This is a genomic window from Streptomyces sp. NPDC001222 (genome assembly GCF_042896945.1).
GTDB classification, from domain to species: domain Bacteria; phylum Actinomycetota; class Actinomycetes; order Streptomycetales; family Streptomycetaceae; genus Streptomyces; species Streptomyces gibsoniae.
This window is the reverse complement of record NZ_JBIAXT010000021.1, coordinates 61,060-82,442: the sequence shown is the minus strand read 5'-3', so window position 1 is coordinate 82,442 and position 21,383 is coordinate 61,060. Positions and strand designations below refer to the sequence as shown.

The window sequence follows — 21,383 nt, the reverse complement described above, 5'->3', positions numbered from 1 at the left end:
TCCTGTCGAACCGTATTTCGTTTCGTCTGCGACCGGATCAGCGGTGCACGGTGGCACACGGATATCCGGTGATTTTCGTCCACGCGTAGCACAGCTTGGTGTTCTGCGGATAGGTCGTGTTCGGGTTCGCGTAGGGGTAAACGCCCGGGTTGCTGTTCGGCGGACAGATGGGAGCCGACTCGAAGACCTGGTTCGAGTTCCGCACGTACTTCACCCGACTGCACCCCACATTGGCGTTGGCCGTGGTGTTCCACATGTTCGCCTTGAGCCCGGTGCCCCGGACGTCGATATACACGTCCGCGTTGCATCCGAAGTGGCTCTGCGGCTCCGCCGCGACAGATTTCGCCTGGTTCTCGAGGAACCCCGGGCGTGCTCGCAGACAGTCGTTGGACACCCATCCGCAGGCGGCATCACCGTTCTGCACCGACACCACCTCGTCCTGCTGCACGTCGGTCGACACCTCGGTGGTCGCCCCGTGAGGAGCGCGGCAGCACGTGCGGTGCCGACGGCGAGCATAGGGGCACATCAAGGCAATTCCCCCGTTTTCGGTGAGCGGCCCGCCCTCTGGGGCACTCGCGCCGAGTTGTGGTCGATCACGACATTAGCGGCGATTGATGCGCTCATGACATGAGCGGCGCGTTCCTTGGCGGTTCCTTGACCGGGCCTTTCAACGTTGAACGAGGTCCGGGCCACGGCCAGGCGGTCGGGGTGCGGCCGCTCGGGTCGGGAGAACTCGCGTCGGCGATGCCCACCCGACGTTCACACTCTCACCTCAAGCCGGCGGGTTCGTGAGGGCTCACGGTCCGTCAGATCCACGGCCGGGCCCCGAAGATGCCTCACAGCTCCCGCCACAGCCATGAGCGGCCGACCCGCCGACACCCCCTCCCCGTCACCCAGCGTCAGGCACATGCCACGCGCAAGCTCCCGAAGAATGCGGCAAACAGGGGCGAAAACGCACGCGAGAGGGCAGAAATGCAACCAGGGGGCCACCGTCGCGTCACTTCGACAGAGGCCCGCGGCCTACCGCCGCAGGCATGGAGGTGCCCGGAACCGGACTTGAACCGGTACGCCCGCGAGGGGCAGCGAGGTTTAAGCTCGCCGTGTCTGCATTCCACCATCCGGGCAGGCCATGGGCTCCGCATCGAGCGTTCCGAGCCTATCGGGAGGCATCCCCCGAACAGCGGGCGCACGATGCGATGTTGTCTTATTTTATTGAGGTCTGAGGGAGCATCAGCACTCGGTACGGGCCATCCGCACTTGCCAATAGCCTTTCGGGCGACCATGGGCCGTGTATGCGGAATGACGGAATTTCACCGTCCTGAAGGAGGGCACTGCGACCTGCACGTATCGGCTGACCAACCGCTTTCTGCTCTGGGCGGACGCGGGGACGCCCTCAGGGGCGCTCCTCATCCCCAGGTATGAGACCGATGGGCCCGGTCCGACTCGAGGCTGTCCCGGGAACGGGAACAGCGGCTGACTCCACGGGACCGATCGGCGGCGACGATGGAACACGTCCCCTTGACCTTCGTCGTCCCGACAGGAGCACCCGCCCGTGACCAGCACCCCTCTCGCCGACCGGACCACCACGGTGGCCGCCCGCGCCACGGACCTGTCGAAGGTCTACGGACAGGGCGAAACCCAGGTGGTGGCCCTGGACCGAGTGACCGTCGACTTCCAGCAGGCCCAGTTCACGGCCATCATGGGCCCCTCGGGCTCCGGCAAGTCGACGCTCATGCACTGCGTCGCCGGGCTCGACACCTTCTCGTCCGGCTCCGTCCGCATCGGCGACGTCGAACTGGGCTCGCTGAAGGACAAGCAGCTCACCAAGCTGCGCCGGGACAAGATCGGCTTCATCTTCCAGGCGTTCAACCTGCTGCCCACCCTGACCGCGCTGGAGAACATCACCCTCCCGATGGACATCGCGGGCCGCAAGCCGGACAAGGCGTGGCTGGACACCGTGATCCAGATGGTCGGGCTCGCGGGGCGGCTGAGCCACCGGCCCGCGCAGCTGTCCGGCGGTCAGCAGCAGCGTGTGGCGGTGGCGCGGGCGCTCGCGTCCAAGCCGGACATCATCTTCGGCGACGAGCCCACCGGAAACCTGGACTCGCGCTCGGGCGCGGAGGTGCTGGGCTTCCTGCGCAACTCCGTGCGGGAGCTGGGGCAGACGGTCGTGATGGTCACGCACGACCCGGTGGCGGCGGCCTACGCGGACCGGGTGATCTTCCTGGCGGACGGCCGGATCGTGGACGAGCTCCACGAGCCGAGCGCCGACGCGGTGCTGGACCGCATGAAGCAGTTCGACGCCAAGGGCCGGACGAGCTGAGGTCCCCGTACCCCGCCCCCGGGGCCCGCGCCCCAGGACCCCCGTCGGCCTGACCGGCCCGTCCCCCGTCCCGACCCCAGCCCAGGAAGAGAAATGTTCCGTACCGCCCTGCGCAATGTGCTCGCGCACAAGGCCAGGCTGCTCATGACCGTCCTCGCCGTGATGCTCGGCGTAGCCTTCGTGTCGGGCACCCTGGTCTTCACCAACACCATCTCGGACGCCTACCAGAAGAGTTCGGCCAAGGGCTTCGACCAGGTCGACGTGGCCATCCGGCCCGACGGCGGCCACCAAACCCGTAGCGACAGGATCGCCGAGGAGCCCCAGCTCACCCAGGCCCTCCTCGACAAGGCCGCCAAGGTGCAGGGCGCCGGGTCGGCCGTCGGCGTGGTCAACGGCTTCACCGCCATCGCCGACAAGCACGGCAAGCTCATCGGCGGCGGCTTCCAGTCCCAGGGCGGCAACTACTGGAAGACCGCTGACGCCCGGTACCCGATCGTCGGCGGGCATGCCCCGACGGGCGCGGACCAGATCCTCATCGACTCCAAGACCGCCGAGCGCGCCGGATACAAGGTGGGCGACACCGTGCGGCTGTCGATCGACGGCCCGGTGCTGACCCCGAAGGTCACCGGCATCTTCACCACCGACGACGGCAACGTGGCGGCCGGCGGCAGCCTCGTCCTCTTCGACACGGCCACCGCCAGCGCCTGTTCCACAAGCCCGGCGCCTACGACGAGATCGATGTGAAGGCGGCCTCGGGCACCAGCCAGATCGCGCTGCGCAACGCCCTCGACCAGATCCTGCCGAAGGACACCGCCTCCACCACCACCGGCAAGCAGCTCGCCGACGACCAGGCCAAGGAGATCGCCGACGCCACGAGCAGCATGCGCACCGCCCTGCTGGTGTTCGCGGGCATCGCGCTGTTCGTCGGCACGTTCATCATCGCCAACACCTTCACCATGCTGGTCGCCCAGCGCACCAAGGAGCTGGCACTGCTGCGCGCCGTCGGCGCCTCCCGCCGCCAGGTCACCCGGTCCGTGCTCATCGAGGCGTTCGTGGTCGGCGCGGTCGCGGCCGTCACCGGTCTGGTGGCCGGCATCGGCATCGGCGCGGGGCTGCGCTCGCTGGTGGGCTCGCTGGGCGGGACCGTTCCGGACGGGCCCCTCGTCATCACCCCGGGCACGGTCGTCGCCGCCCTCGCCGTAGGCATCCTGATCACGATGCTGGCCGCCTGGCTGCCGGGCCGCCGCGCGGCGAAGATCCCGCCGGTCGCCGCGATGAGCAGCGTGCACGCGAAGGCCACCACCAAGTCCCTGGTCGTACGGAACACGATCGGCGCCCTGTTCGCCGCGGCCGGCGTCGGCACCGTGGTGTACGCCACCACGCTGAACGCCTCGGACGGCCAGGGCCCGATGGGCCTCGGCGCGGTCCTCCTCATCATCGGTGTCTTCGTGCTCACCCCGCTGCTGTCCCGCCCGCTGATCGCGGCCGCCGCGCCGGTGATGCGCGTCTTCGGGATCGCCGGGAAGCTGGCCCGGCAGAACTCGGTGCGCAACCCGCGCCGCACCGCGGCCACCGCGTCGGCCCTGATGATCGGCCTGACCCTGATCACCGGTCTGACGGTGATGGCGGGCAGCCTGCAGACCGCGATCGACAAGATGGCGTCCTCCGCCATCAAGGCCGACTACGTGGTGTCCATGGCGAACCGCAACGAGCTGTCGCCCGATGTCGAGAAGACGCTCCGGACGACGGACGGCGTCACCGCGATCAGCCCGCTGCGCAACGCTCCCGCCCGCATCGAGGGCGACACCGAGTACGTGACCGGCGTCAACGGCCCCGCCATCGGCAAGCTGACGGATCTGAAGGTCGACGACGGCGCCTTCAAGGTCGGCGGCAGCCAGGTCGTCGTGGACGACGAGACCGCCAAGAACCACCACTGGACGGCGGGCTCGCGGTTCACGGTCGCCTACGAGGACGGCCGCAAGCAGCAGCTGACGGTCACCGGTGTCTACCAGAGCACCGAGATGATGCGCGGCATCATGCTGGACAACGCGACGCTCTCCCCGCATCTGCGCCACCCGGCCGACATGCAGGTCATGGTGAAGATGGCGGACGGCGCCACCGCGTCGGCCAAGAGCACGCTGCAGAAGGCGCTCGGCGACAACCCGGCCATCCTGGTCCAGGACAAGAAGGACATCTCCAACGGCATCGCGCAGATCTTCACGCTGATGCTGAACATGCTCTACGGCCTGCTGGCCATGGCCGTGATCGTCGCCGTCCTCGGCGTCATCAACACTCTGGCCATGTCGGTCTTCGAACGCTCGCAGGAGATCGGCATGCTGCGGGCGATCGGCCTCGACCGCAAGGGCATCAAGCGGATGGTCCGGCTGGAGTCCCTGGTCATCTCGCTGTTCGGCGGAGTCCTCGGCATCGGCCTGGGCGTGTTCTTCGGCTGGGCGGCCGGTGAACTGCTCGGCACCAAGATGTCGACGTACGAACTGGTCCTGCCCTGGGGCCGGATGGCCGTCTTCCTCCTGCTGGCGGGGGTGGTCGGAGTGCTGGCCGCCCTGTGGCCGGCCCGGCGGGCGGCTCGTCTGAACATGCTGGCGGCGATCAAGTCGGAGTAGCGGCAACCGTCGCGAAGGGGCCCCGTTCCCACCGGAACGGGGCCCCTTCGTCGTACCGTCGCCCGCCTCCTACGGGCTCGCCCGCACGGATGTCAGCCGTGCCAGGTGCGGGGACGCAGCGGCAGCCCGGACGCGCCCGACTCCGGCGTTCGCACGGCGAGGACCTGGTTGACGCCGATGCGGTTGCGTTCGAACGCGAGGGCGGAGGCGGCCATGTACAGACGCCACACACGGGCACGGCCCGGGCCGGCGAGGGACTGCGCACGCCCCCACTGCGCCTCCAGCCCGCCGACCCACGCGCGCAGGGTGAGGGCGTAGTGCTCGCGGAGCGACTCCACGTCGCGGACCTCGAATCCGGCGCGCTCCAGCTGGGTCACGGTGGTGCCGACGGGGGCGAGTTCACCGTCGGGGAAGACATAGGCGTCGATGAACGCGTCGACGGAGTACGCGGACTCGTCCTGCTGGGGGCGCCGCCCGATCTGGTGGTTGAGCAGCCGCCCGCCGGGCCTCAGCAGGCCGTACAGATCGCGGGCGTACTCCAGGTACCGTTCGGCACCGACGTGCTCGGCCATGCCGATGGAGGAGATCGCGTCGTAGGGGCCGTCGACGACGTCCCGGTAGTCCTGCACCCGGATCTCGACGCGGTCGGCGAGACCCTCCTCGGCGATCCGCTTACGGGCGTAGGTGGCCTGCTCCTGGGAGAGGGTGACGCCGACGACGCTCACCCCGTGCTCGCGGGCCGCGTGGATCGCCATGGAGCCCCAGCCGCAGCCGACGTCGAGGAGACGCTGACCGGGCTTCAGCCCGAGCTTGCGGCAGACGAGTTCGAGCTTGTCGCGCTGGGCGTCCTCCAGGGTGGCCCCGGGCGCGTCCCAGTAGGCGCAGGAGTACACCATGGACGGGCCGAGAACGATCTCGTAGAAGTCGTTCCCCACGTCGTAGTGGTGGCTGATGGCGCGTTTGTCACTGCGCCGGGTGTGGAGGTGCCCGCGGACTCTGCGGATCTCCTCACGGGGCGGCGGGGGCGGCGGGAAGGGGCCGGCCAGCCGGGCGAGCCCGCGGACGGCGGCGCGCACGTCCGGGTCGCGGACCGCCTGGAGGAGGGTGCGGGAGTCGTCGCCGCGCTCCCAGACGAGACCGGCCATCAGACCGAGGGCGGTGTACAGATCGCCGTCGATGGTGAGGTCCCCGGCGACCCAGGCACGGGCCAGCCCCAACTCCCCCGGCTTCCACAGCAGGCGGCGCAGGGCACGGCGGTTGCGTACGACGAGGACGGGAGCACCGGGAGGGCCGGCTTCCGAACCGTCCCAGGCGCGGATGCGCACCGGGAGCGGTGCCCCCAGCAACTGTTCGACGAGACTCTTCAGCCGCGGCGCGGCGTCGGCCATGGTGCACACCTCCGATGGAGATATCCCCTGCTCGCACCGGACGGAGAACCGCACGGGGAGCCCGGGGAAGGGTTCCGGGATGTCCAACACCACGTAAACACCTGCGGGGCCGCGCCGCAGTCCCCCGATGGCGTTACGGCTGGGCAAAATGCCCGTGTACGAAGGCTGGTGGGCGCCGCTTTGCGAGGTCAGGCACCGAAAGCACGCCGAACGCCGAAGGGCCTCCCGCACCACGGATGGCGGGAGGCCCTTCGGCTGGAACGGTGACCTTCAGGTCAGGAGGCCTTGGCCTTCTCCCCGGTCTTGGCCGCGGCGACCGGCGCCGGCTTGGCGGCCTCGTAGAACTCCTCGCGCGGAGACTCGATGGCGCCGAGCGAGACGACCTCGCGCTTGAGGAACATGCCGAGCGTCCAGTCCGCGAAGATCCGGATCTTGCGGTTCCAGGTCGGCATCGCCAGACCGTGGTAGCCACGGTGCATGTACCAGGCGAGACGTCCCTTGAGCTTGATCTTCGTCTTGCCCATGACGATCATCGCGACGCCCTTGTGCAGACCGAGGCCCGCGACCGCGCCCTTGTTGGCGTGGCTGTACTCCTTCTGCGGGAAGCCCCGCATACCGGAGACCACGTTGTCGCCGAGGACCTTGGCCTGGCGCAGCGCGTGCTGCGCGTTCGGCGGGCACCAGGCGTTCTCGTTGCCCGCCTTTCGGCCGACGAGGTCGGGCACCTGGGCGTTGTCACCCGCGGCCCAGATGTAGTCGGTGCCCTGGACCTGGAGGGTGGCGGCGGTGTCCACGTGACCGCGCGGACCGAGCGGGAGGCCGTAGCGGGCGAGCGCCGGGTTCGGCTTGACGCCGGCCGTCCACACGATGGTGTTGGAGTCGACCTCGAGGCCGTTCTTGAGCACCACGTGCCCGTCGACGCAGGACTCCATCGAGGTGGACAGGTAGACCTCGACGCCGCGGCCCTCGAGGTGCTGCTTGCCGTACTGGCCGAGCTTCGGACCGACCTCGGGGAGGATCTTGTCGGCGGCGTCGACGAGGACGAAGCGCATGTCCTCACGGGACACGTTCTTGTAGTACTTGGCCGCGTCCCGGGCCATGTCCTCGACCTCACCGATGGTCTCCGCACCGGCGAAGCCACCGCCGATGAAGACGAAGGTCAGCGCCTTGCGGCGGATCTCCTCGTCGGTCGTGGAGTCGGCCTTGTCGAGCTGCTCGAGGACGTGGTTGCGCAGGCCGATGGCCTCCTCGATGCCCTTCATGCCGATGCCCTGCTCGGCGAGGCCGGGGATCGGGAAGGTGCGGGAGACCGCGCCGAGCGCGATGACCAGGTAGTCGAACGGCAGCTCGTACGCCTCGCCGACCAGCGGCGCGATGGTGGCGACCTTGCGGTCCTGGTCGATGGTGGTGACCCGACCGGTGAGGACCTCCGCCTTGGGCAGGACGCGTCGCAGCGGGACGACGACATGCCGGGGGGAGATGCTGCCGGCGGCGGCTTCGGGGAGGAAGGGCTGGTAGGTCATGTACGAGCGCGGGTCGACGACCGTGACGGTCGCCTCGCCGTAGCGCATCTTCTTCAGGATGCGTCGAGCTGCGTACAGGCCTACGTACCCACCGCCTACTACGAGGATCCTGGGACGCTCCGTGGTGCTCATGCCATCGAGTATCCACCCGCCCCCGAGGGGTCGCTCGTGCGCCCCTTCACAAGGTTCTTGAGGGCCCGTGCTACACTCCGCGACCCGCGTGACACAGGTCATGGCGGCGGACGGGAACCGCGGCACACCATGATCCGTTGTCAATGCCGCGTGAGCTGCCTCTCTGGGCGTACAAGGCGACCGTGAGGGTGCCCGAACACCCCTGGAACATTCCCTTCCGGGCCCCTCTCACACCTACCGACTGAACATGTTCAAACGGTTCAGAGTCCCGCGCAAGGGCCGACCGGCCCCCTTTGACGGCGGCACGCGGCGGTTTTCCTTGTGAAGAACTTCACGAAGTTTTCCGACCGACCGTCGGCGAGGCGCCCCGAAGGGCCCCTCGGCGTCGCTCAGACGTTATCCGACCTGCTCAGTCGATGACTACCGATGAGTAACAAAAGAGAGCTACACCACCGCCCGACGGCGCAGACCACGCCACAGCCTGGCGACGCGCCACGGCGTCAGAGTGATCGCGACTCCGCCCGCGAGCAGGCTGCCGATGGCGATCCCCCAGCAGGGAATTGAGGCTCCGGGCTGATCCGTCCAGTCCCACCACCGGAACCGTCCCAGGCCGTCGGTCTGCCAGTACGTCAGGGGGAACAGGGTGACCAGCGGAAGGATCCAGGAGAACCGCCACCCCTTGGTGATCACTGGCCCGCGAACAAGCCGGACCCCGACCGGACCCGACCGTGCCGGGGCGCGGTGAATGCCCTGCAACAACCGCAGGCCCGGCTCCCGTTCGAGGGGAGTCGGGCCTGCCGGTTCGTTGTCCGAGTGGTTCCTACGCCACCGACCACGCGATGCCGTCGAGGATGTCGTGTTCGCTGACCACGACCTCGGTGGCCCCGATCCGTTCCATGATCGCGAGCAGGACGAGGGCGCCCGCGCCGATGACGTCCACGCGTCCCGGATGCATCGACGGGATCGCCGCCCGCTCGGCGTGCGTGGACCGCAGGAGCCACTCGGTGATCTCGCGCACGCGCTCCAGGGAGACGCGGGAGTGGTGGATCCTCGTGGAGTCGTACTCGGGGAGTTCCTGGGCGATCGCCGAGACGGTGGTGACCGAGCCCGCGAGGCCGACCAGCGTGTGCGCCTCGTGCAGCGGCACGGTCTGCTCCACCAGGTCCAGCGCGGCCTCGATGTCGGACCGTATGGCGGCGATCTGCTCCTCGGTGGGCGGGTCGGTGACGGCCCCGTGGTGCACAAGATGCCGCTCCGTCATACGGACGCAGCCGATGTCGACGGACCGGGCACCGTCCACCCGCTCGTCGCCGACGACGAACTCCGTGGAGCCGCCGCCGATGTCCACGACCAGATAGGGCCTGGCGAGGTCGTCCCGGCCCGCCAGTTCCTTGGTCGCGCCCATGAAGGAGAACTCCGCCTCCTGGTCGCCGGAGATGACCTCGGGCTCGACACCGAGGATGTCCAGGACCCCGCGGACGAACTCGTCCCGGTTCTCGGCGTCCCGGGAGGCGGACGTGGCGACGAAACGCAGCCGTTCGGCGCCGTACCCCTTGATGGTCTCCGCGTACTCACGGCAGGCTGCGAACGTGCGCTCCAGCGCCTCCGGGGCGAGCCGCCCGGTGCGGTCCACGCCCTGGCCGAGCCGGACGATGGTCATCCGCCGGTCCAGCTCGACGAGTTCACCGGTGGCGGGGTCGGCGTCCGCCACCAGGAGCCGGATGGAGTTCGTACCGCAGTCGACGGCGGCTACGCGTGTCACTTGCCCTTCCCCTTCTCTCCGGCCCCGTTCTCCTCGGCGGCGGGAACCTGGACGGGCTGAACGGCGAACCAGCCGGTGTCCGTCGTCTCCACCTCCCACTCGTCGCCGGACGGCGGCCCGGCGGGCGACACGCACGACCCCTTGCGCCACCACTCCGGCAGCATCTCGATCGCCTCGTCGCCGAGCGGGTTGACCCCCGGCCCGGCGGCCAGCGAGTGGGCCACGAGCACATGCAGGCACTTCACCCGGTCCGGCATGCCGCCCGCGCTCGGGAAGCCCTCCAGGACCTCGATGGCGTCGCGGCGGGCGATGTAGTCCTCGTGCGCGGCGCGATAGGCGGCGGCCAGCTCCGGGTCGGTCCCGAGGCGCTCCGTCATCTCCTTCATGACGCCGTTGGCCTCCAGCGTGCCGATCGCCGAGGCGGCGCGCGGACACGTCAGGTAGTACGTCGTCGGGAAGGGGGTGCCGTCGGGGAGCCGAGGCGCCGTCTCCACGACGTCCGGCTGCCCGCACGGGCAACGGTGCGCGATCGCGCGCAGCCCGCGCGGTGTGCGGCCGAGCTGCTGCTGGATGGCCTCGACATCCGCGTCCGTGGGCTCGGTGGGCGGGGTGGGCGGCGGGGGCGTTTCCATGCGGTACGAAGTCTCTCTTGGTCTCTCTTGTGTCGCTGCCGGGCTCTGGCGGGATCCGGCAGGTACGGCGGGCGGGGTCCGGCGGGTCACCGGGCGGGGTTCGGCGGGTTCACCGGGTGGGGTCCGGCGGGTTCACCGGGCGGGGTCCGGCGGGTTCACCGGTCCGACGCGTCGGCCTTGTCCACCCCGTCCCAGACGCCGGTGTACCAGGGGCGCGCGAAGGCCGTCCGGTGTACGCGGGACTGCCTGGCCGGGTCCGGGGCGACCACGATGTACCCGGTCTCGCCCGGCATCACATAGTGCAGCCGCTGCCGGATCTGCTGCTCCGCGTACGCGTCGTCCTGCCAGCGCGCCTTGAGGTCGCGCAGCTGCTCGACCCGGTTGCGGGCCTCCTGGCGCTGCCGCTCCAGGCCGGCGATCTGGGCACGCTGGGAGACGTACTGCCGTATCGGGTACGCGAGCGCCACGATCAGCGAGCACAGCACGAGGGCGAGCAGCGCGGCCCGGCCCGTGAGCCGGGAACGGCGGGCCTGCCGTCTGGTCTGGGAACGGTAGACCCGGGCCGCCGTCTGCTCGCCGAGCAGCCGCAGCCTGGTCGCGGTGGAGAACCGGTCACGGTCCTTCACGGCCATGTCTTCCGCCTCCCCTTCACGTGCGTACGTCCCCGCACACGGTACGGGACCGCGTACGGGGACGTACGGACGACTGGCTAAGGCGTTGCCCTGCGTGCTCAGCCCTTGAAGCGCGGGAACGCGCTGCGGCCGGCGTACACCGCGGCGTCGTCGAGGATCTCCTCGATGCGCAGCAGCTGGTTGTACTTGGCGACGCGCTCCGAGCGTGCCGGGGCACCGGTCTTGATCTGACCGCAGTTGGTGGCGACGGCCAGGTCGGCGATGGTGACGTCCTCGGTCTCGCCGGAGCGGTGGGACATCATGCACTTGAAGCCGTTGCGCTGGGCCAGCTCGACGGCGTCGAGGGTCTCGGTCAGCGAACCGATCTGGTTGACCTTGACCAGCAGGGCGTTGGCGGTGCCCTCCTCGATGCCGCGGGCGAGGCGCTCGGGGTTGGTGACGAACAGGTCGTCGCCGACGAGCTGGACCTTGTCGCCGAGGCGGTCGGTGATGACCTTCCAGCCGGCCCAGTCGTCCTCGAACAGCGGGTCCTCGATGGAGACGAGCGGGTAGGCCGCGACGAGCTCCTCGTAGTACTCCGTCATCTCGGCGGCGGAGCGCTCCTTGCCCTCGAAGAGGTACTTGCCGTCCTTGTAGAACTCGGAGGCGGCGACGTCGAGGGCGAGGGCGATCTGCTCACCGGGGACGTACCCGGCCTGCTTGATGGCCTCGAGGATGAGGTCGAGGGCCTCGCGGTTGGAGCCGAGGTTCGGGGCGAAGCCGCCCTCGTCGCCGAGGCCGGTGGACAGGCCCTTGCCCTTCAGCACCTTCTTGAGGGTGTGGTAGACCTCGGTGCCCCAGCGCAGGGCCTCGGAGAAGGACTCCGCGCCGATCGGGGCGATCATGAACTCCTGGATGTCCACGTTGGAGTCGGCGTGCGAGCCGCCGTTCAGGATGTTCATCATCGGCACCGGCAGCAGGTGCGCGTTCGGGCCGCCCAGGTAGCGGAAGAGCGGGAGGTCGCTGGCCTCGGAGGCGGCGTGGGCCACGGCGAGGGAGACGCCGAGGATGGCGTTGGCGCCGAGGGAGCCCTTGTTGTCGGTGGCGTCCAGGTCGAACATCGCCTGGTCGATCAGGCGCTGCTCGGTGGCGTCGTAGCCGACGAGCTCCGGGCCGATCTGCTCGATGACCGCGAGGACGGCCTTCTCGACACCCTTGCCCTGGTAGCGGTTGGGGTCGCCGTCGCGGAGCTCGATGGCCTCGAAGGCGCCGGTGGAGGCGCCGGACGGAACGGCGGCACGACCCGTGCTGCCGTCGTCGAGGCCGACCTCGACCTCGACCGTGGGGTTGCCTCGGGAGTCCAGGATTTCCCGGGCTACGACGACGTCGATGGACGGCACGAGCATCTCCTTCGTGGAATGTGACGCTGAAAGTGCGGGGCTGGTGTGCCTTGCGACTAGAGCCTAACCGTCCCGGGGCATCGGCCAGCCGACCGACCGTCCCGCGGACAGGGTGACGGTACACATTGTTCGTTCCCGGAACAAAGGGCGGGTGACGAAGGAGGGACGCCGAAGCGAAGAGCCCCGCTCCGATGCGTTCGGGGGTGTACGCATCGGAGCGGGGAGCCCGTGGGGACGGGGCGTCCTCAGGGGGCGCCGACCGTGGGGGGCGCGACCCGGGGGAGGCCGCGGGCCGGCCGCCTCACAGCTGTCACTTCAGGTGCAGCTGCTGGCCCGGGTAGATGAGGTCGGCGTTCTCGACGATGTCCTTGTTCAGCTGGAACAGCTTCTCCCAGCCGCCCTGGACGTGGTGCTTCTCGGCGATCGAGCTGAGGGTGTCGCCCTTGACCACCTTGTACTCGCCGTCACCCTTCTTGACCTTCTTGCCGGTCGGGGTGGTGACGGTCTTCTTGGCGGCCGGACGCTGCGCGGAACGATTGGCCGCCTGCGGCTCGGTCGAGCGGGTGGTGGTGCTCTTCACGGAGTTGCCGGAGCCGGTGGAGCTGCCCGTGGAGGCCGCGCCGCCGTTGTAGGGGGCACTGGTCAGACCGGTGCCGCACACCGGCCACGCGCCCTTGCCCTGACCCGCGAGGACCTTCTCGGCGACGGCGATCTGCTGGCCCTTGGAGGCCAGGTCGGCGCGCGCGGCGTAGGCGGTGCCGCCGTAGGCGGCCCAGGTCGAGTTGGTGAACTGCAGGCCACCGTAGAAGCCGTTGCCCGTGTTGATGGACCAGTTGCCGCCGGACTCGCACTGCGCGACGGCGTCCCACTGGGAGGCGGTGGCGGCGGAGGCGCTGCCGGCCGCCATCAGCGGGCCGGCGACGGCGGCGCCGGCGACACCGGCGAGCGCGATGGCGCGGACGGCCTTGGACGGACGGCGGTGCTTTCCCTTGCCGGAACACAGCATGGTTCGATCCCCTCACCGACGCCTGCGAGGTGAGCTGTCGGGTTCGGGCCGGTTGAGTTGCCCGGCCGCGCGCCTCCCCGGCGCACGGCTCCACCCCTAGCCGCACCCGGTCAACTCCCGGGCGCGGCACTTACCTTGGGTCCCCCGCTCCTGCCTACGGCGCTGGAAGCGTCGACTGTTCCCGTACGGCCGCTGGCAGGATTCGGCGTTGCGACCGTCGGGGCCCGCTGTGGCGAGCGGTCACGACCGTAAGCAGGCGACGCGCCGAATTTCAAAGACGATCAGGGCTTATGAGACTCATATCTCACTCTCGCCAAACCGGACATTCAGCGCGAAGCGGGGCGTGAAATAGCTTCGTCGAGGCGGCAGTTCGAGCGACTGTTCAGGACTCGTCGCCGGACAGTCCAGCCGTCACCACAAGGCTCAGACCGGGCATGATGTGGTTGGGGTCGGCGCCGATCTCCTGCTTGTTCGCGTCGTACAGCGCATGCCAACCGCCCTTGAGGTCAAGGAAGTCGGCGATGCTCGACAGGGTGTCTCCGAGACGGACGAGGTACGAGTCGTCGGCGGTCTCGCGCCCGGCGGCGGAGCCGCGCGAGGCATGACGGCCGGCCGACTCGCCGCTGCGGCCGTCCGTGTCGCCCTCGTCGGCGCTGTCGCCACGGTGGCGGCCGGCACCCGAGGCCGAAGACGCCCCGTTCTGCGCGACCTTGTCCGACTCGTCGCTCTTCGTCGTGGCCGAGAGCGTGCCGAGCAGGTCGTCCGATCCGTTGTCGTCCTCGTTGCCCCCGGTCGAGCCGTCCGTCGCCGTCGAGGACGACGGGGAGGACGGCGAGGACGAGGGGGAGCCGGAGTCGGACGAGGAGGGAGCGGAGGGGGACGACGGGGACCCGGAGGAAGACGGAGACGACGAAGGCGACGTCGACGGCGAGTCGGACGAGCCCGACGAGTCCGACGGCTTGGCCGAGTCCGACGCTCCCGACGAGTGGTGCGACTTGGACGACTGGGATGCGTCGTGCGTATCGGGCGACCCGAAGCCCACCCCGGTGTCCGAGAAGAAGACGGCGCCGCCGCCGGAGGGGTGGTCGCCCACGCCCGTGTCGACGTCCGCGGTGGCCGAGTCCTGACCCAGGCCGGCGGCCACGCCGCAGGTACCCCACGCGAGAGCGCCGCGCTTGTCCAGGATCTTCTCGGCGACGGCGATCTGCTGGGAGCGGCTCGCCTGGTCGGGACTGGTGGCGAACTCGAGGCCGCCGTACTTGTCCCAGTCCTCCTGCGTCAACTGGAGTCCGCCGTAGTGGCCGTTGTCGTGGTCGGCGCTCCAGGCGCCACCGCTCTCGCACTCCGCGACCCGGTCCCAGGTCGTACCGCTGGCCGCGCTCGCGCCTGTGGCGGCCAAAAGCGGGATGGCGATCGCTGAGCCGGTGACCCCTGCGGCGACAAGGAGTGCCGGAGCCTGGCGGGGGCGACGGTGTCGACCGTTCCCGGAGAGCATGCGGTTGCCTTTCACACGACAGCAGGGGCCAACGCGGCGGCTGTGGCGTTCCGCCGTGTTGATGCGTGAAGGTATCCGCAGACGATCACTTGTCACAAGTTAATGCAGCACAGATCACGTGAAGATTACGGAGCTGAGAAACTGTCACTTTTCTGTGACCGTCCGCGTGTCCGCCACCTCATTCGGCGGCATCGGCGGTACGGCAGTGATCTTCCCCCGGAATCGGGGTGAACTCCACCGGAAGCGTGCGCAATCCACGCATAATGAGCCCTCCGCGCCAGCGCAAATCAGCGGAATCCACCGCGAGTCGCAGGTCCGGGAGACGGGTGAGGAGCGTGGCGAGCGCGGTCTGTCCCTCCAGCCGGGCGAGGGGCGCACCGAGGCAGTAGTGGATCCCGTGCCCGTAGCCGAGGTGCTGATTGTCACGGCGGGAGAGATCGAGCACATCGGGCTCGGCGAACCGCTCAGGGTCCCGGTCCGCGGCCGCGAGCACCACGAGAACGGGATCACCGGCGGCGACGTCCTGCCCGCCGATGGAGAGCGGCCGGGTCGCGAACCGCCACGTGGCCAGCTCGACCGGGCCGTCGTAGCGCAGGAGTTCCTCGACGCCGGTCTCCAGGAGGTCCCTCTCGCCACGGCTGATCGAGGTCTGGAGGCGGGACCGCTGCTCGGGGTGGGTGAGCAGGGCGTACGTCCCGTTGCCGATGAGGTTGACGGTGGTCTCGAACCCGGCGAAGAGCAGGATGAACGCCATTGCGGCGGCCTCGTTCTCGGTGAGGTGCTCTCCGTGGTCGGAGGCGCGGATGAGCCCGGAGATCAGGTCCTCGCCGGGGCCGGGCGTCTCGGACAGGGCCTCGCGCTTGCGGTGGATGAGGTCGGCGAGATAGCCGCGCATCTTCTTCACGGACCGCGCGACCCCGCCCCGCGGGCCTCCCCCGTGGCGGATCATCATGCCCGCCCAGTCCCGGAAGTCGTCCTGGTCCTCGCGGGGGACGCCGAGCATGTCGCAGATCGCGTAGATGGGGAGCGGGAAGGCGAACTCGTGGATGAGATCGGCGGTCCCGCGGTCCGCGAACCGGTCGATGAGCTGGTCGGCCAGCTCCTGCACCCGGGGCGCGAACTCGGCGACGCGGCGGGGCGTGAACGCCTTGGAGACCAGTCGGCGCAGCCGGGTGTGGTCCGGTGGGTCGATGTTGAGCAGGTGCGTCATCAGCTCGGCCTTGCGCTCACCGGGGATGCCGGTCTTCCCCTTGGCGTGCGCGGGCTCGTCGTGGTGTGCCGGGTTCTTGCTGAGCCGCTGGTCGGCCAGGGCCTGCTTGGCGTCGGCGTAACGGGTGACCAGCCAGGCCTCCACACCGCTCGGCAGCCGCGTCCGGTGCACGGGGGCGTGCTCGCGGAGCCAGGCGTAGGCGGGGTAGGGGTCGGCGGCGAACTCCCAGGTGAAGAGTTCGGGGCCGGGGGCGGAAGCGGGGCGGGCGGGCTGGTGCTGGTCGGTCACTCCCCGACGGTATCCACGGCCGCCCCGGCCCGCCCTGCCAGGTCGCCCCCGGCCCCCGGGACACCTCCGGCCGACGAACCCACCGGCCTTCGCCCCCGGCTCCGCGGCCATCGACGGCTTTCTGCGGGAGCTGCTCCTAGACCTCCGACCCGAGCCCGTCGCTCTCCGGCCCGGACTCCTCGGTGCCGGGCCCGAGCCCCTCGGCGGCCCGTACGGCGTCGCGGTAGGCGCGGGCGGCGGCGCGCAGGGCCGCCTCCGGGTCCACCCCCTCCGCCTCCGCGTGCGCGGCGAGCGCCAGCAGTTCGTAGCCGACGCCCTCGCCCTGCGGGAGCGGCACGTCCAGGCCCGCCGAGCGCACCCGGGAGGACAGCTTCGCCGCCAGGGCCAGACCCGGCTGCCCCAGGGGAACGCCCTCCGTCACCGATGTGCGCTGCTTCTCGATCGCCTTGGTGCGCAGCCAGTGCTCCTTGACCTCCTCCGGCGTCGTCGCGGTCTCGTCGCCGAAGACATGCGGATGGCGGTGGATCAGCTTGGCGACGATGCCGCCCGCCACGTCGTCGACGGAGAAGGGCGCCTCGGGGTCCTCCTCGGCTATCCGGGCGTGGAAGACGACCTGGAGCAGGACGTCGCCCAGCTCCTCGCGCAGTTCCTCCCGGTCGCCCGCCTCGATCGCCTCGACCAGCTCGTACGCCTCCTCGATGCCGTACTTGGCGAGGCCCTTGTGGGTCTGCTGCGAGGACCAGGGACACTCGGCCCGGATGCGGTCCATGACCTGCACCAGGTCGAGCAGACGGGCGCCCGGAAGGTCGTAGGAGGCGGGGAGCAGCTCCAGATCCGGCATCCGCACCCGGCCCGAGCCCGCGAGCCGGGCGAGGCCGTCGGTGAGACGCGGCTCGCCCTCGCCGGTCGCGACGACGACCACCGTGCGGCCGCCGGCACAGGCGTCGACCAGGTCCTGGGCGCTCGGGGCGCCCTGCTCGACGGCTATGCCCGCCTCGCGCAGATACGGCAGCTGCGGATGCGCGCCGTCCGAGCACAGCACCCGGTCGGCGTCGCGCAGCGCCTGCCACGCGGGCCAGGACAGCAGCCCGGGGGCGACCCGGTGGCTGGTGGTGAGCAGGACGACCCGGCCGGGGGCGGCGGATGCCGCCGCGTCCCGGCCCTGGTCGGGGGCGCCTTCGAAGCTGGTTGCGTTCACCCTTCGAACGTAACCCACGGCACCGACGGCCCCGGAAGTTTTCCACAGACCGGCGCGCGGAGGCCCGCCGGACTCCGCCGCCGGTCGTCCCCGCTACGCCGGCTGCGGTGCCGCGGCCGCCGTGGCCTCCTTGACCCAGGGCGTCTTCGCGTCCACCCGGCTGCTCTTCCGCACGTCCCAGGTGCCGTAGCGCGGATTGAGGTCGATGTTCAGTTCCTTGGACGCCTGAGCCATCGCCTTCCAGAACGTGGCCTTGCCGTCCGCCGTGCTCATGTCGGCGCCGAGCGCGGCGGACAGCTTCTGCGCCTGGACCTCGGTGCGCAGGTTGTCGTCGATGCGCCGGGGCGCCACCCCGTACTGCTCCAGCCAGATCGACTGCAGCGCCCGCGCGCCCCCCGCCTGCCGTTCGAGGTTCGCGCGCATCTGTTCGACGTCCCGGCGGCTGACCGACACGCCCGCGTCACCGGCCGCGCGGTCCAGGACCCGGTCGAGGACCAGGCTCTGGAGCGTGTCGCGGGCGAGGCTGCTGGTCCGGGCGATCGTCTGCTGGTACTGGGTGTCGTCCGGGGTGGCGGCGCGCTGCGCCGTGCGCACCTCCTTCACCCGGCCCTCCAGCTGGGCGACCGTGATCCGCTCGCCTCCGACGACGGCCACGGCACCGGGGTGCTCGGTTTCACCGCACGCGGTGAGGACGGGGGCCGCGACGAGGGCGGCGCTGACGGCGATCGCGGTGCGACGGCGGTGCAAGGTGGCCTCCCGAGGAGATTGTGCGACAGTGCACAAGGTCTTGCGGTGATCGATGGTAGGCAGTGGCCCAGCTCTGGCCAACCCGTACGACCAACGATTCACCGGGACTTCGGGCACCGTCGTCACATGCGCGCCACTCACTTCGCCGGTTGCCCGGCCGCCGCCCGGACCCCCGCTCCCGCCTCCTGCGGCCGGTCCAAGGGGCTCAGCCGGTTCAGCCGGTGATGGCGACGGGCGCGTCCCACGCGTCACGGTCGACCGTGAGCGTGTAACCCCCGCGGGTCTCCTTGCTGTTGACCATGTACTGGTGGCCCCGGCTGTGGCTGGTGTACTGGGTGGAGCCCCACGGCCAGTCCGTGGTGGTCGTGTAGCTCTTGTCCCACAGGGCGTACCAGAGGTTGCCCGGCAGGTCCGTCTTGTCCTTCGCGGTGGCGATGGCCTTGGCGCTGGAGCTGGTGAAGCCGTAGAAGCCGGCGCGGTAGGTCTTGGCGTGCAGCTGCTTGTCGAAGGCACGCACATAGGCCAGCACGGCGTTGTTGCACGACGTGTTGGTGGTGTCGTACGGCTCCATGTCGAGGTAGATCGGGCTGCCGGCCTTGATGCCGAGCGCCGACGCCTTGGCCACCGCGTCCGAGGCGTCGCTCGTCCCGAGGGAGGTGGCGTTGGCGGCGGTGAGTTTCTCGGGGTTGGAGCTGGTCTGGCAGGGCGGCTGGGCGCCGACGTAGATCGGGATGAGCTTCCATCCGACGGAGCTGACCGACTTCACCCAGGACGCGGTCAGGTTCGGCTGGTTGCAGCCGCGGTTCTTGCCGCCCACGTACACGGCGGCGGCACCGTAGAAGCCGTCGTGCCAGCCCTTCATCGCGGACAGCGACGGCGCGGTGCACGTGTCGAAGGCGTGCCCGGTGAACGTCTTCTGCGCCGGCCAGGTCGTCGCGGCCATCGAGGTCTGCGCCGCGATCCCGGCGCCCGCGACGACGGCGGCCCCCGCCGCCGCCCATGAGATGTATCGGAACTTCTTGGACTGCCGGTGACCGGCCATCCCCAACCCCACTTCTCGACAGGCGGCACGCGCGCGGCGGCCGCCGGAAGAATCCCTGAGCCCCGGGCGGCGGCGCGCGTCCGGCGCGGCCGCGCCCATGACGGCGTCCGCACAGACGTCCGAGGATGACTGAAACCTACACCCCATCCAGGGAGCCGCGTGACCGTTAACTCGGTTCACACAGCCCGGCTTGAGGAATCTTTGACCGTTCGTCCATCTGCGCGTGATCTGTGTGCCGCCCGGCGCACCTCACACCCGCCGGGTGCGCCGCAGAATCCGTACGGCGGGCCAGGCCAGCAACGCGGCGACGCCCCACAGGAAGCCCGAGATGCCCAGCCACTCGCCGGTGGTCGTCTCCGGGTCGCCGGCGCCGAACACCGTCAGCAGCAGGGCGAAGAAGGCGAAGAGACCGCCGAGGAGGCCGAAGACGACCACCGCGGCCGTCTGCCGCCCGGTGCGCCGGGTGGGGGCGGGCCGCCCGGACGTCTCGGTGCCCGTGGCGGCCGCCGCGGCCGCCTGCGGTGCCGGCCGCTGCTGCCGGGGCGGCAGCGACACCACGGCGTGCGGCGGTACGGCCGCGTCGACGGCCGCCATCGTGTGCGCGTCCACGCCGTACAGCCCCGGATCCACCTCGATGACCAGGCCGTCGGTGCCGACGAGCCGGCGGCCGCCGTCGGGCCAGGTCAGCATCGCGGCGCAGGCGCGGTAGAGCACGGTCACCGCGCCCTCCGTCCCGTCCCTCTCCCGGCCCGTCACGCTGATGCCCTCGTCCCCCACCACCAGCGCCGTCCCGTCACCGCGCACCGAGGCGAACCGGCGCCCGGTCACCGCGTACGTCGAGCTGGTGGGGGCCTCCGTGTACCCGGCCCAGTCCGCGCGGTGCCCCGCGGGCACCTGGAGCAGGGCCGTCCCGGCGGCTTCCAGAGCGACCGCGTGCAGATGGCCCGGCGTCACCGCCCACAGCTCCGACCTGAGTTCGTCGGTGCTGCGCACCGGACGCCCGGCGAGCAGGTCCTCCGCCGCCCCGGGCAGCCGGCGCACGGCAGCGTCGGGCGCGGTGAGCGCGCCGTCGGCCCGGGTGCGCACCGCCTCCAGGCCGGCCTGGCCGATCCGGCCCACCTGGAGCCCGGCGAGGACGTCGACGAAGCCGCCGAGCACCGCGTCCTGCTTGGCGGGCAGGGCGTCCGCGAAGGCGGTCACCAGGGCGAATCCGTCGCGGCGTGAGGTGTAGTCGGTGGCGGTCGTGTAGGAGTAGCCGCCCTCCTGGCGCAGCGCGCGGGAGAGTTCGCGCTCCAGGACGCCCGCGTACAGCCGGGCAGCGGTGGTGTCCTCGACGACGGCGTCCAGCAGGACACCGCCCTTGCCCTCGGAGAAGTAGGCGGGGGTGGCGGGCAGCGCGGAGGTGACCGCGGGCAGCGGGCGCCGGCCGCCGGCGGGCAGCCTGAGGCCGAGTCCGGCCGGCAGCCGCTCACCGGCCACCCAGAGAACGGCGTTGCCCTGGGTGAACCAGGTCCGCGCCCAGTCCCGTACGTCCTCCGGGCGAAGGTTCCTGACGCCCCACTCCGGATAGCTGACCAGGCCGTGCCCCTGGGCCCCGTAGCGCCACAGCGGGAGCGGCCCGACATCGCGCCGGGACTCCTCGGTGCGCAGGATCTCCTTCTCGGTCTCCAGGCGCTCCATGGGCAGATCGGTCAGGGAGGCGCAGACGCCCTGGAGGTAGGCCACGACCTCGTGCTCGGCGCCCTCCACATGGAAGTGGGTGAAGGCGGCCTTGGTCGCGCCGTTGAAGTGGTAGTCGGCCAGGCCCTGCCGGTGCAGGGCGAGGTGCTCGACGAGATGGGTGACCCCGGCCCGGGCGAGCGTCTCGTCGGCGACCCCGACACGGAAGACGAGTCCGGCGCGCACGGGTCCGGTGGCGTACGCGAAAAGGGTGGGTATGCCGTCGACCTCGGTCGGGTGGATGGCGGCCTGGGGGTTCATCTTCGGCCTCTGTTCGGCGTGT

At 70.5% G+C, this 21,383-nt stretch carries 16 protein-coding genes, 1 tRNA gene, 1 pseudogene and 1 riboswitch; of the genes and pseudogenes, 2 read left to right on the top strand and 16 right to left on the bottom strand.

Annotation, left to right across the window (positions count from 1 at the left end):
• Positions 1-37: 37 nt before the first annotated feature.
• Both ACFY2Z_RS25910 and ACFY2Z_RS25905 read right to left on the bottom strand, forming a co-directional pair.
• The gene (locus ACFY2Z_RS25910; RefSeq protein ID WP_390746493.1) at positions 38-448 is read right to left on the bottom strand and encodes a hypothetical protein; all 411 of its coding nucleotides are present in this window, start codon (positions 446-448) and stop codon (positions 38-40) included.
• A 593-nt stretch (positions 449-1,041) separates the two neighbouring features.
• Positions 1,042-1,124: transfer RNA gene (locus ACFY2Z_RS25905), tRNA-Leu, on the bottom strand.
• 428 nt (positions 1,125-1,552) lie between these two features.
• Between ACFY2Z_RS25905 and ACFY2Z_RS25900 the strand changes: the two genes are divergently transcribed.
• Together ACFY2Z_RS25900 and ACFY2Z_RS25895 are read left to right on the top strand one after the other, a co-directional pair.
• A complete protein-coding gene (locus ACFY2Z_RS25900; RefSeq protein WP_390746492.1) occupies positions 1,553-2,323 on the top strand; it encodes an ABC transporter ATP-binding protein in 771 nt (256 codons plus the stop codon).
• Positions 2,324-2,416: 93 nt separating this feature from the next.
• Positions 2,417-4,947: pseudogene (locus tag ACFY2Z_RS25895) on the top strand (ABC transporter permease).
• A gap of 92 nt (positions 4,948-5,039) precedes the next feature.
• Here ACFY2Z_RS25895 and ACFY2Z_RS25890 read toward each other — a convergent pair.
• The 14 genes from ACFY2Z_RS25890 to ACFY2Z_RS25825 form a co-directional block, all read right to left on the bottom strand.
• Entirely contained in the window at positions 5,040-6,335 is a 1,296-nt protein-coding gene (locus tag ACFY2Z_RS25890) for a class I SAM-dependent methyltransferase (RefSeq protein WP_390746491.1), read from the bottom strand.
• A gap of 275 nt (positions 6,336-6,610) precedes the next feature.
• A complete protein-coding gene (locus tag ACFY2Z_RS25885) occupies positions 6,611-7,990 on the bottom strand; it encodes an NAD(P)/FAD-dependent oxidoreductase (protein ID WP_390746490.1) in 1,380 nt (459 codons plus the stop codon).
• A gap of 444 nt (positions 7,991-8,434) precedes the next feature.
• The gene (locus ACFY2Z_RS25880; protein ID WP_390746489.1) at positions 8,435-8,680 is read right to left on the bottom strand and encodes a hypothetical protein; all 246 of its coding nucleotides are present in this window, start codon (positions 8,678-8,680) and stop codon (positions 8,435-8,437) included.
• 130 nt (positions 8,681-8,810) lie between these two features.
• Entirely contained in the window at positions 8,811-9,752 is a 942-nt protein-coding gene (locus tag ACFY2Z_RS25875; protein ID WP_390746488.1) for an exopolyphosphatase, read from the bottom strand.
• On the bottom strand, positions 9,749-10,384 hold the full coding sequence (locus ACFY2Z_RS25870; protein WP_390746487.1) for a DUF501 domain-containing protein: 636 nt from the start codon (positions 10,382-10,384) through the stop codon (positions 9,749-9,751). The genes ACFY2Z_RS25875 and ACFY2Z_RS25870 overlap by 4 nt, the downstream gene beginning before the upstream one ends.
• Positions 10,385-10,539: 155 nt before the next feature.
• A complete protein-coding gene (locus ACFY2Z_RS25865; protein WP_390746486.1) occupies positions 10,540-11,016 on the bottom strand; it encodes a septum formation initiator family protein in 477 nt (158 codons plus the stop codon).
• 98 nt (positions 11,017-11,114) lie between these two features.
• Positions 11,115-12,401: a phosphopyruvate hydratase gene (eno, locus tag ACFY2Z_RS25860; RefSeq protein ID WP_351223471.1), complete on the bottom strand. Its 1,287-nt coding sequence runs from the start codon at positions 12,399-12,401 to the stop codon at positions 11,115-11,117.
• A 304-nt stretch (positions 12,402-12,705) separates the two neighbouring features.
• Positions 12,706-13,401 carry a transglycosylase family protein gene (locus ACFY2Z_RS25855; RefSeq protein WP_390746485.1) on the bottom strand — a complete coding sequence of 232 codons (696 nt, stop codon included), beginning with the start codon at positions 13,399-13,401 and terminating at the stop codon, positions 12,706-12,708.
• A gap of 4 nt (positions 13,402-13,405) precedes the next feature.
• A riboswitch (cyclic di-AMP (ydaO/yuaA leader) is annotated at positions 13,406-13,573 on the bottom strand.
• Positions 13,574-13,783: 210 nt separating this feature from the next.
• On the bottom strand, positions 13,784-14,800 hold the full coding sequence (locus ACFY2Z_RS25850) for a transglycosylase family protein (RefSeq protein WP_390746484.1): 1,017 nt from the start codon (positions 14,798-14,800) through the stop codon (positions 13,784-13,786).
• A gap of 274 nt (positions 14,801-15,074) precedes the next feature.
• The gene (locus ACFY2Z_RS25845) at positions 15,075-16,394 is read right to left on the bottom strand and encodes a cytochrome P450 (RefSeq protein WP_390746483.1); all 1,320 of its coding nucleotides are present in this window, start codon (positions 16,392-16,394) and stop codon (positions 15,075-15,077) included.
• Between the two features lie 136 nt (positions 16,395-16,530).
• A complete protein-coding gene (locus ACFY2Z_RS25840; protein WP_390746482.1) occupies positions 16,531-17,592 on the bottom strand; it encodes a nucleoside triphosphate pyrophosphohydrolase in 1,062 nt (353 codons plus the stop codon).
• A 93-nt stretch (positions 17,593-17,685) separates the two neighbouring features.
• A complete protein-coding gene (locus ACFY2Z_RS25835) occupies positions 17,686-18,339 on the bottom strand; it encodes a SurA N-terminal domain-containing protein (protein ID WP_390746481.1) in 654 nt (217 codons plus the stop codon).
• A gap of 214 nt (positions 18,340-18,553) precedes the next feature.
• A complete protein-coding gene (locus ACFY2Z_RS25830) occupies positions 18,554-19,381 on the bottom strand; it encodes a glycoside hydrolase domain-containing protein (protein ID WP_390746480.1) in 828 nt (275 codons plus the stop codon).
• A 249-nt stretch (positions 19,382-19,630) separates the two neighbouring features.
• On the bottom strand, positions 19,631-21,361 hold the full coding sequence (locus ACFY2Z_RS25825; RefSeq protein WP_390746479.1) for an insulinase family protein: 1,731 nt from the start codon (positions 21,359-21,361) through the stop codon (positions 19,631-19,633).
• Positions 21,362-21,383: the final 22 nt, after the last annotated feature.

Bases quoted from the DNA above. Each gene is read 5' to 3' on its own strand.
- ACFY2Z_RS25890 (WP_390746491.1), bottom strand. From the start codon at position 6,335: ATGGCCGACGCCGCGCCGCGGCTGAAGAGTCTCGTCGAACAGTTGCTG.
- ACFY2Z_RS25885 (WP_390746490.1), bottom strand. From the start codon at position 7,990: ATGAGCACCACGGAGCGTCCCAGGATCCTCGTAGTAGGCGGTGGGTAC.
- ACFY2Z_RS25870 (WP_390746487.1), bottom strand. From the start codon at position 10,384: ATGGAAACGCCCCCGCCGCCCACCCCGCCCACCGAGCCCACGGACGCG.
- ACFY2Z_RS25865 (WP_390746486.1), bottom strand. From the start codon at position 11,016: ATGGCCGTGAAGGACCGTGACCGGTTCTCCACCGCGACCAGGCTGCGG.
- eno (WP_351223471.1), bottom strand. From the start codon at position 12,401: ATGCTCGTGCCGTCCATCGACGTCGTCGTAGCCCGGGAAATCCTGGAC.
- ACFY2Z_RS25855 (WP_390746485.1), bottom strand. From the start codon at position 13,401: ATGCTGTGTTCCGGCAAGGGAAAGCACCGCCGTCCGTCCAAGGCCGTC.
- ACFY2Z_RS25830 (WP_390746480.1), bottom strand. From the start codon at position 19,381: ATGGCCGGTCACCGGCAGTCCAAGAAGTTCCGATACATCTCATGGGCG.
- ACFY2Z_RS25825 (WP_390746479.1), bottom strand. From the start codon at position 21,361: ATGAACCCCCAGGCCGCCATCCACCCGACCGAGGTCGACGGCATACCC.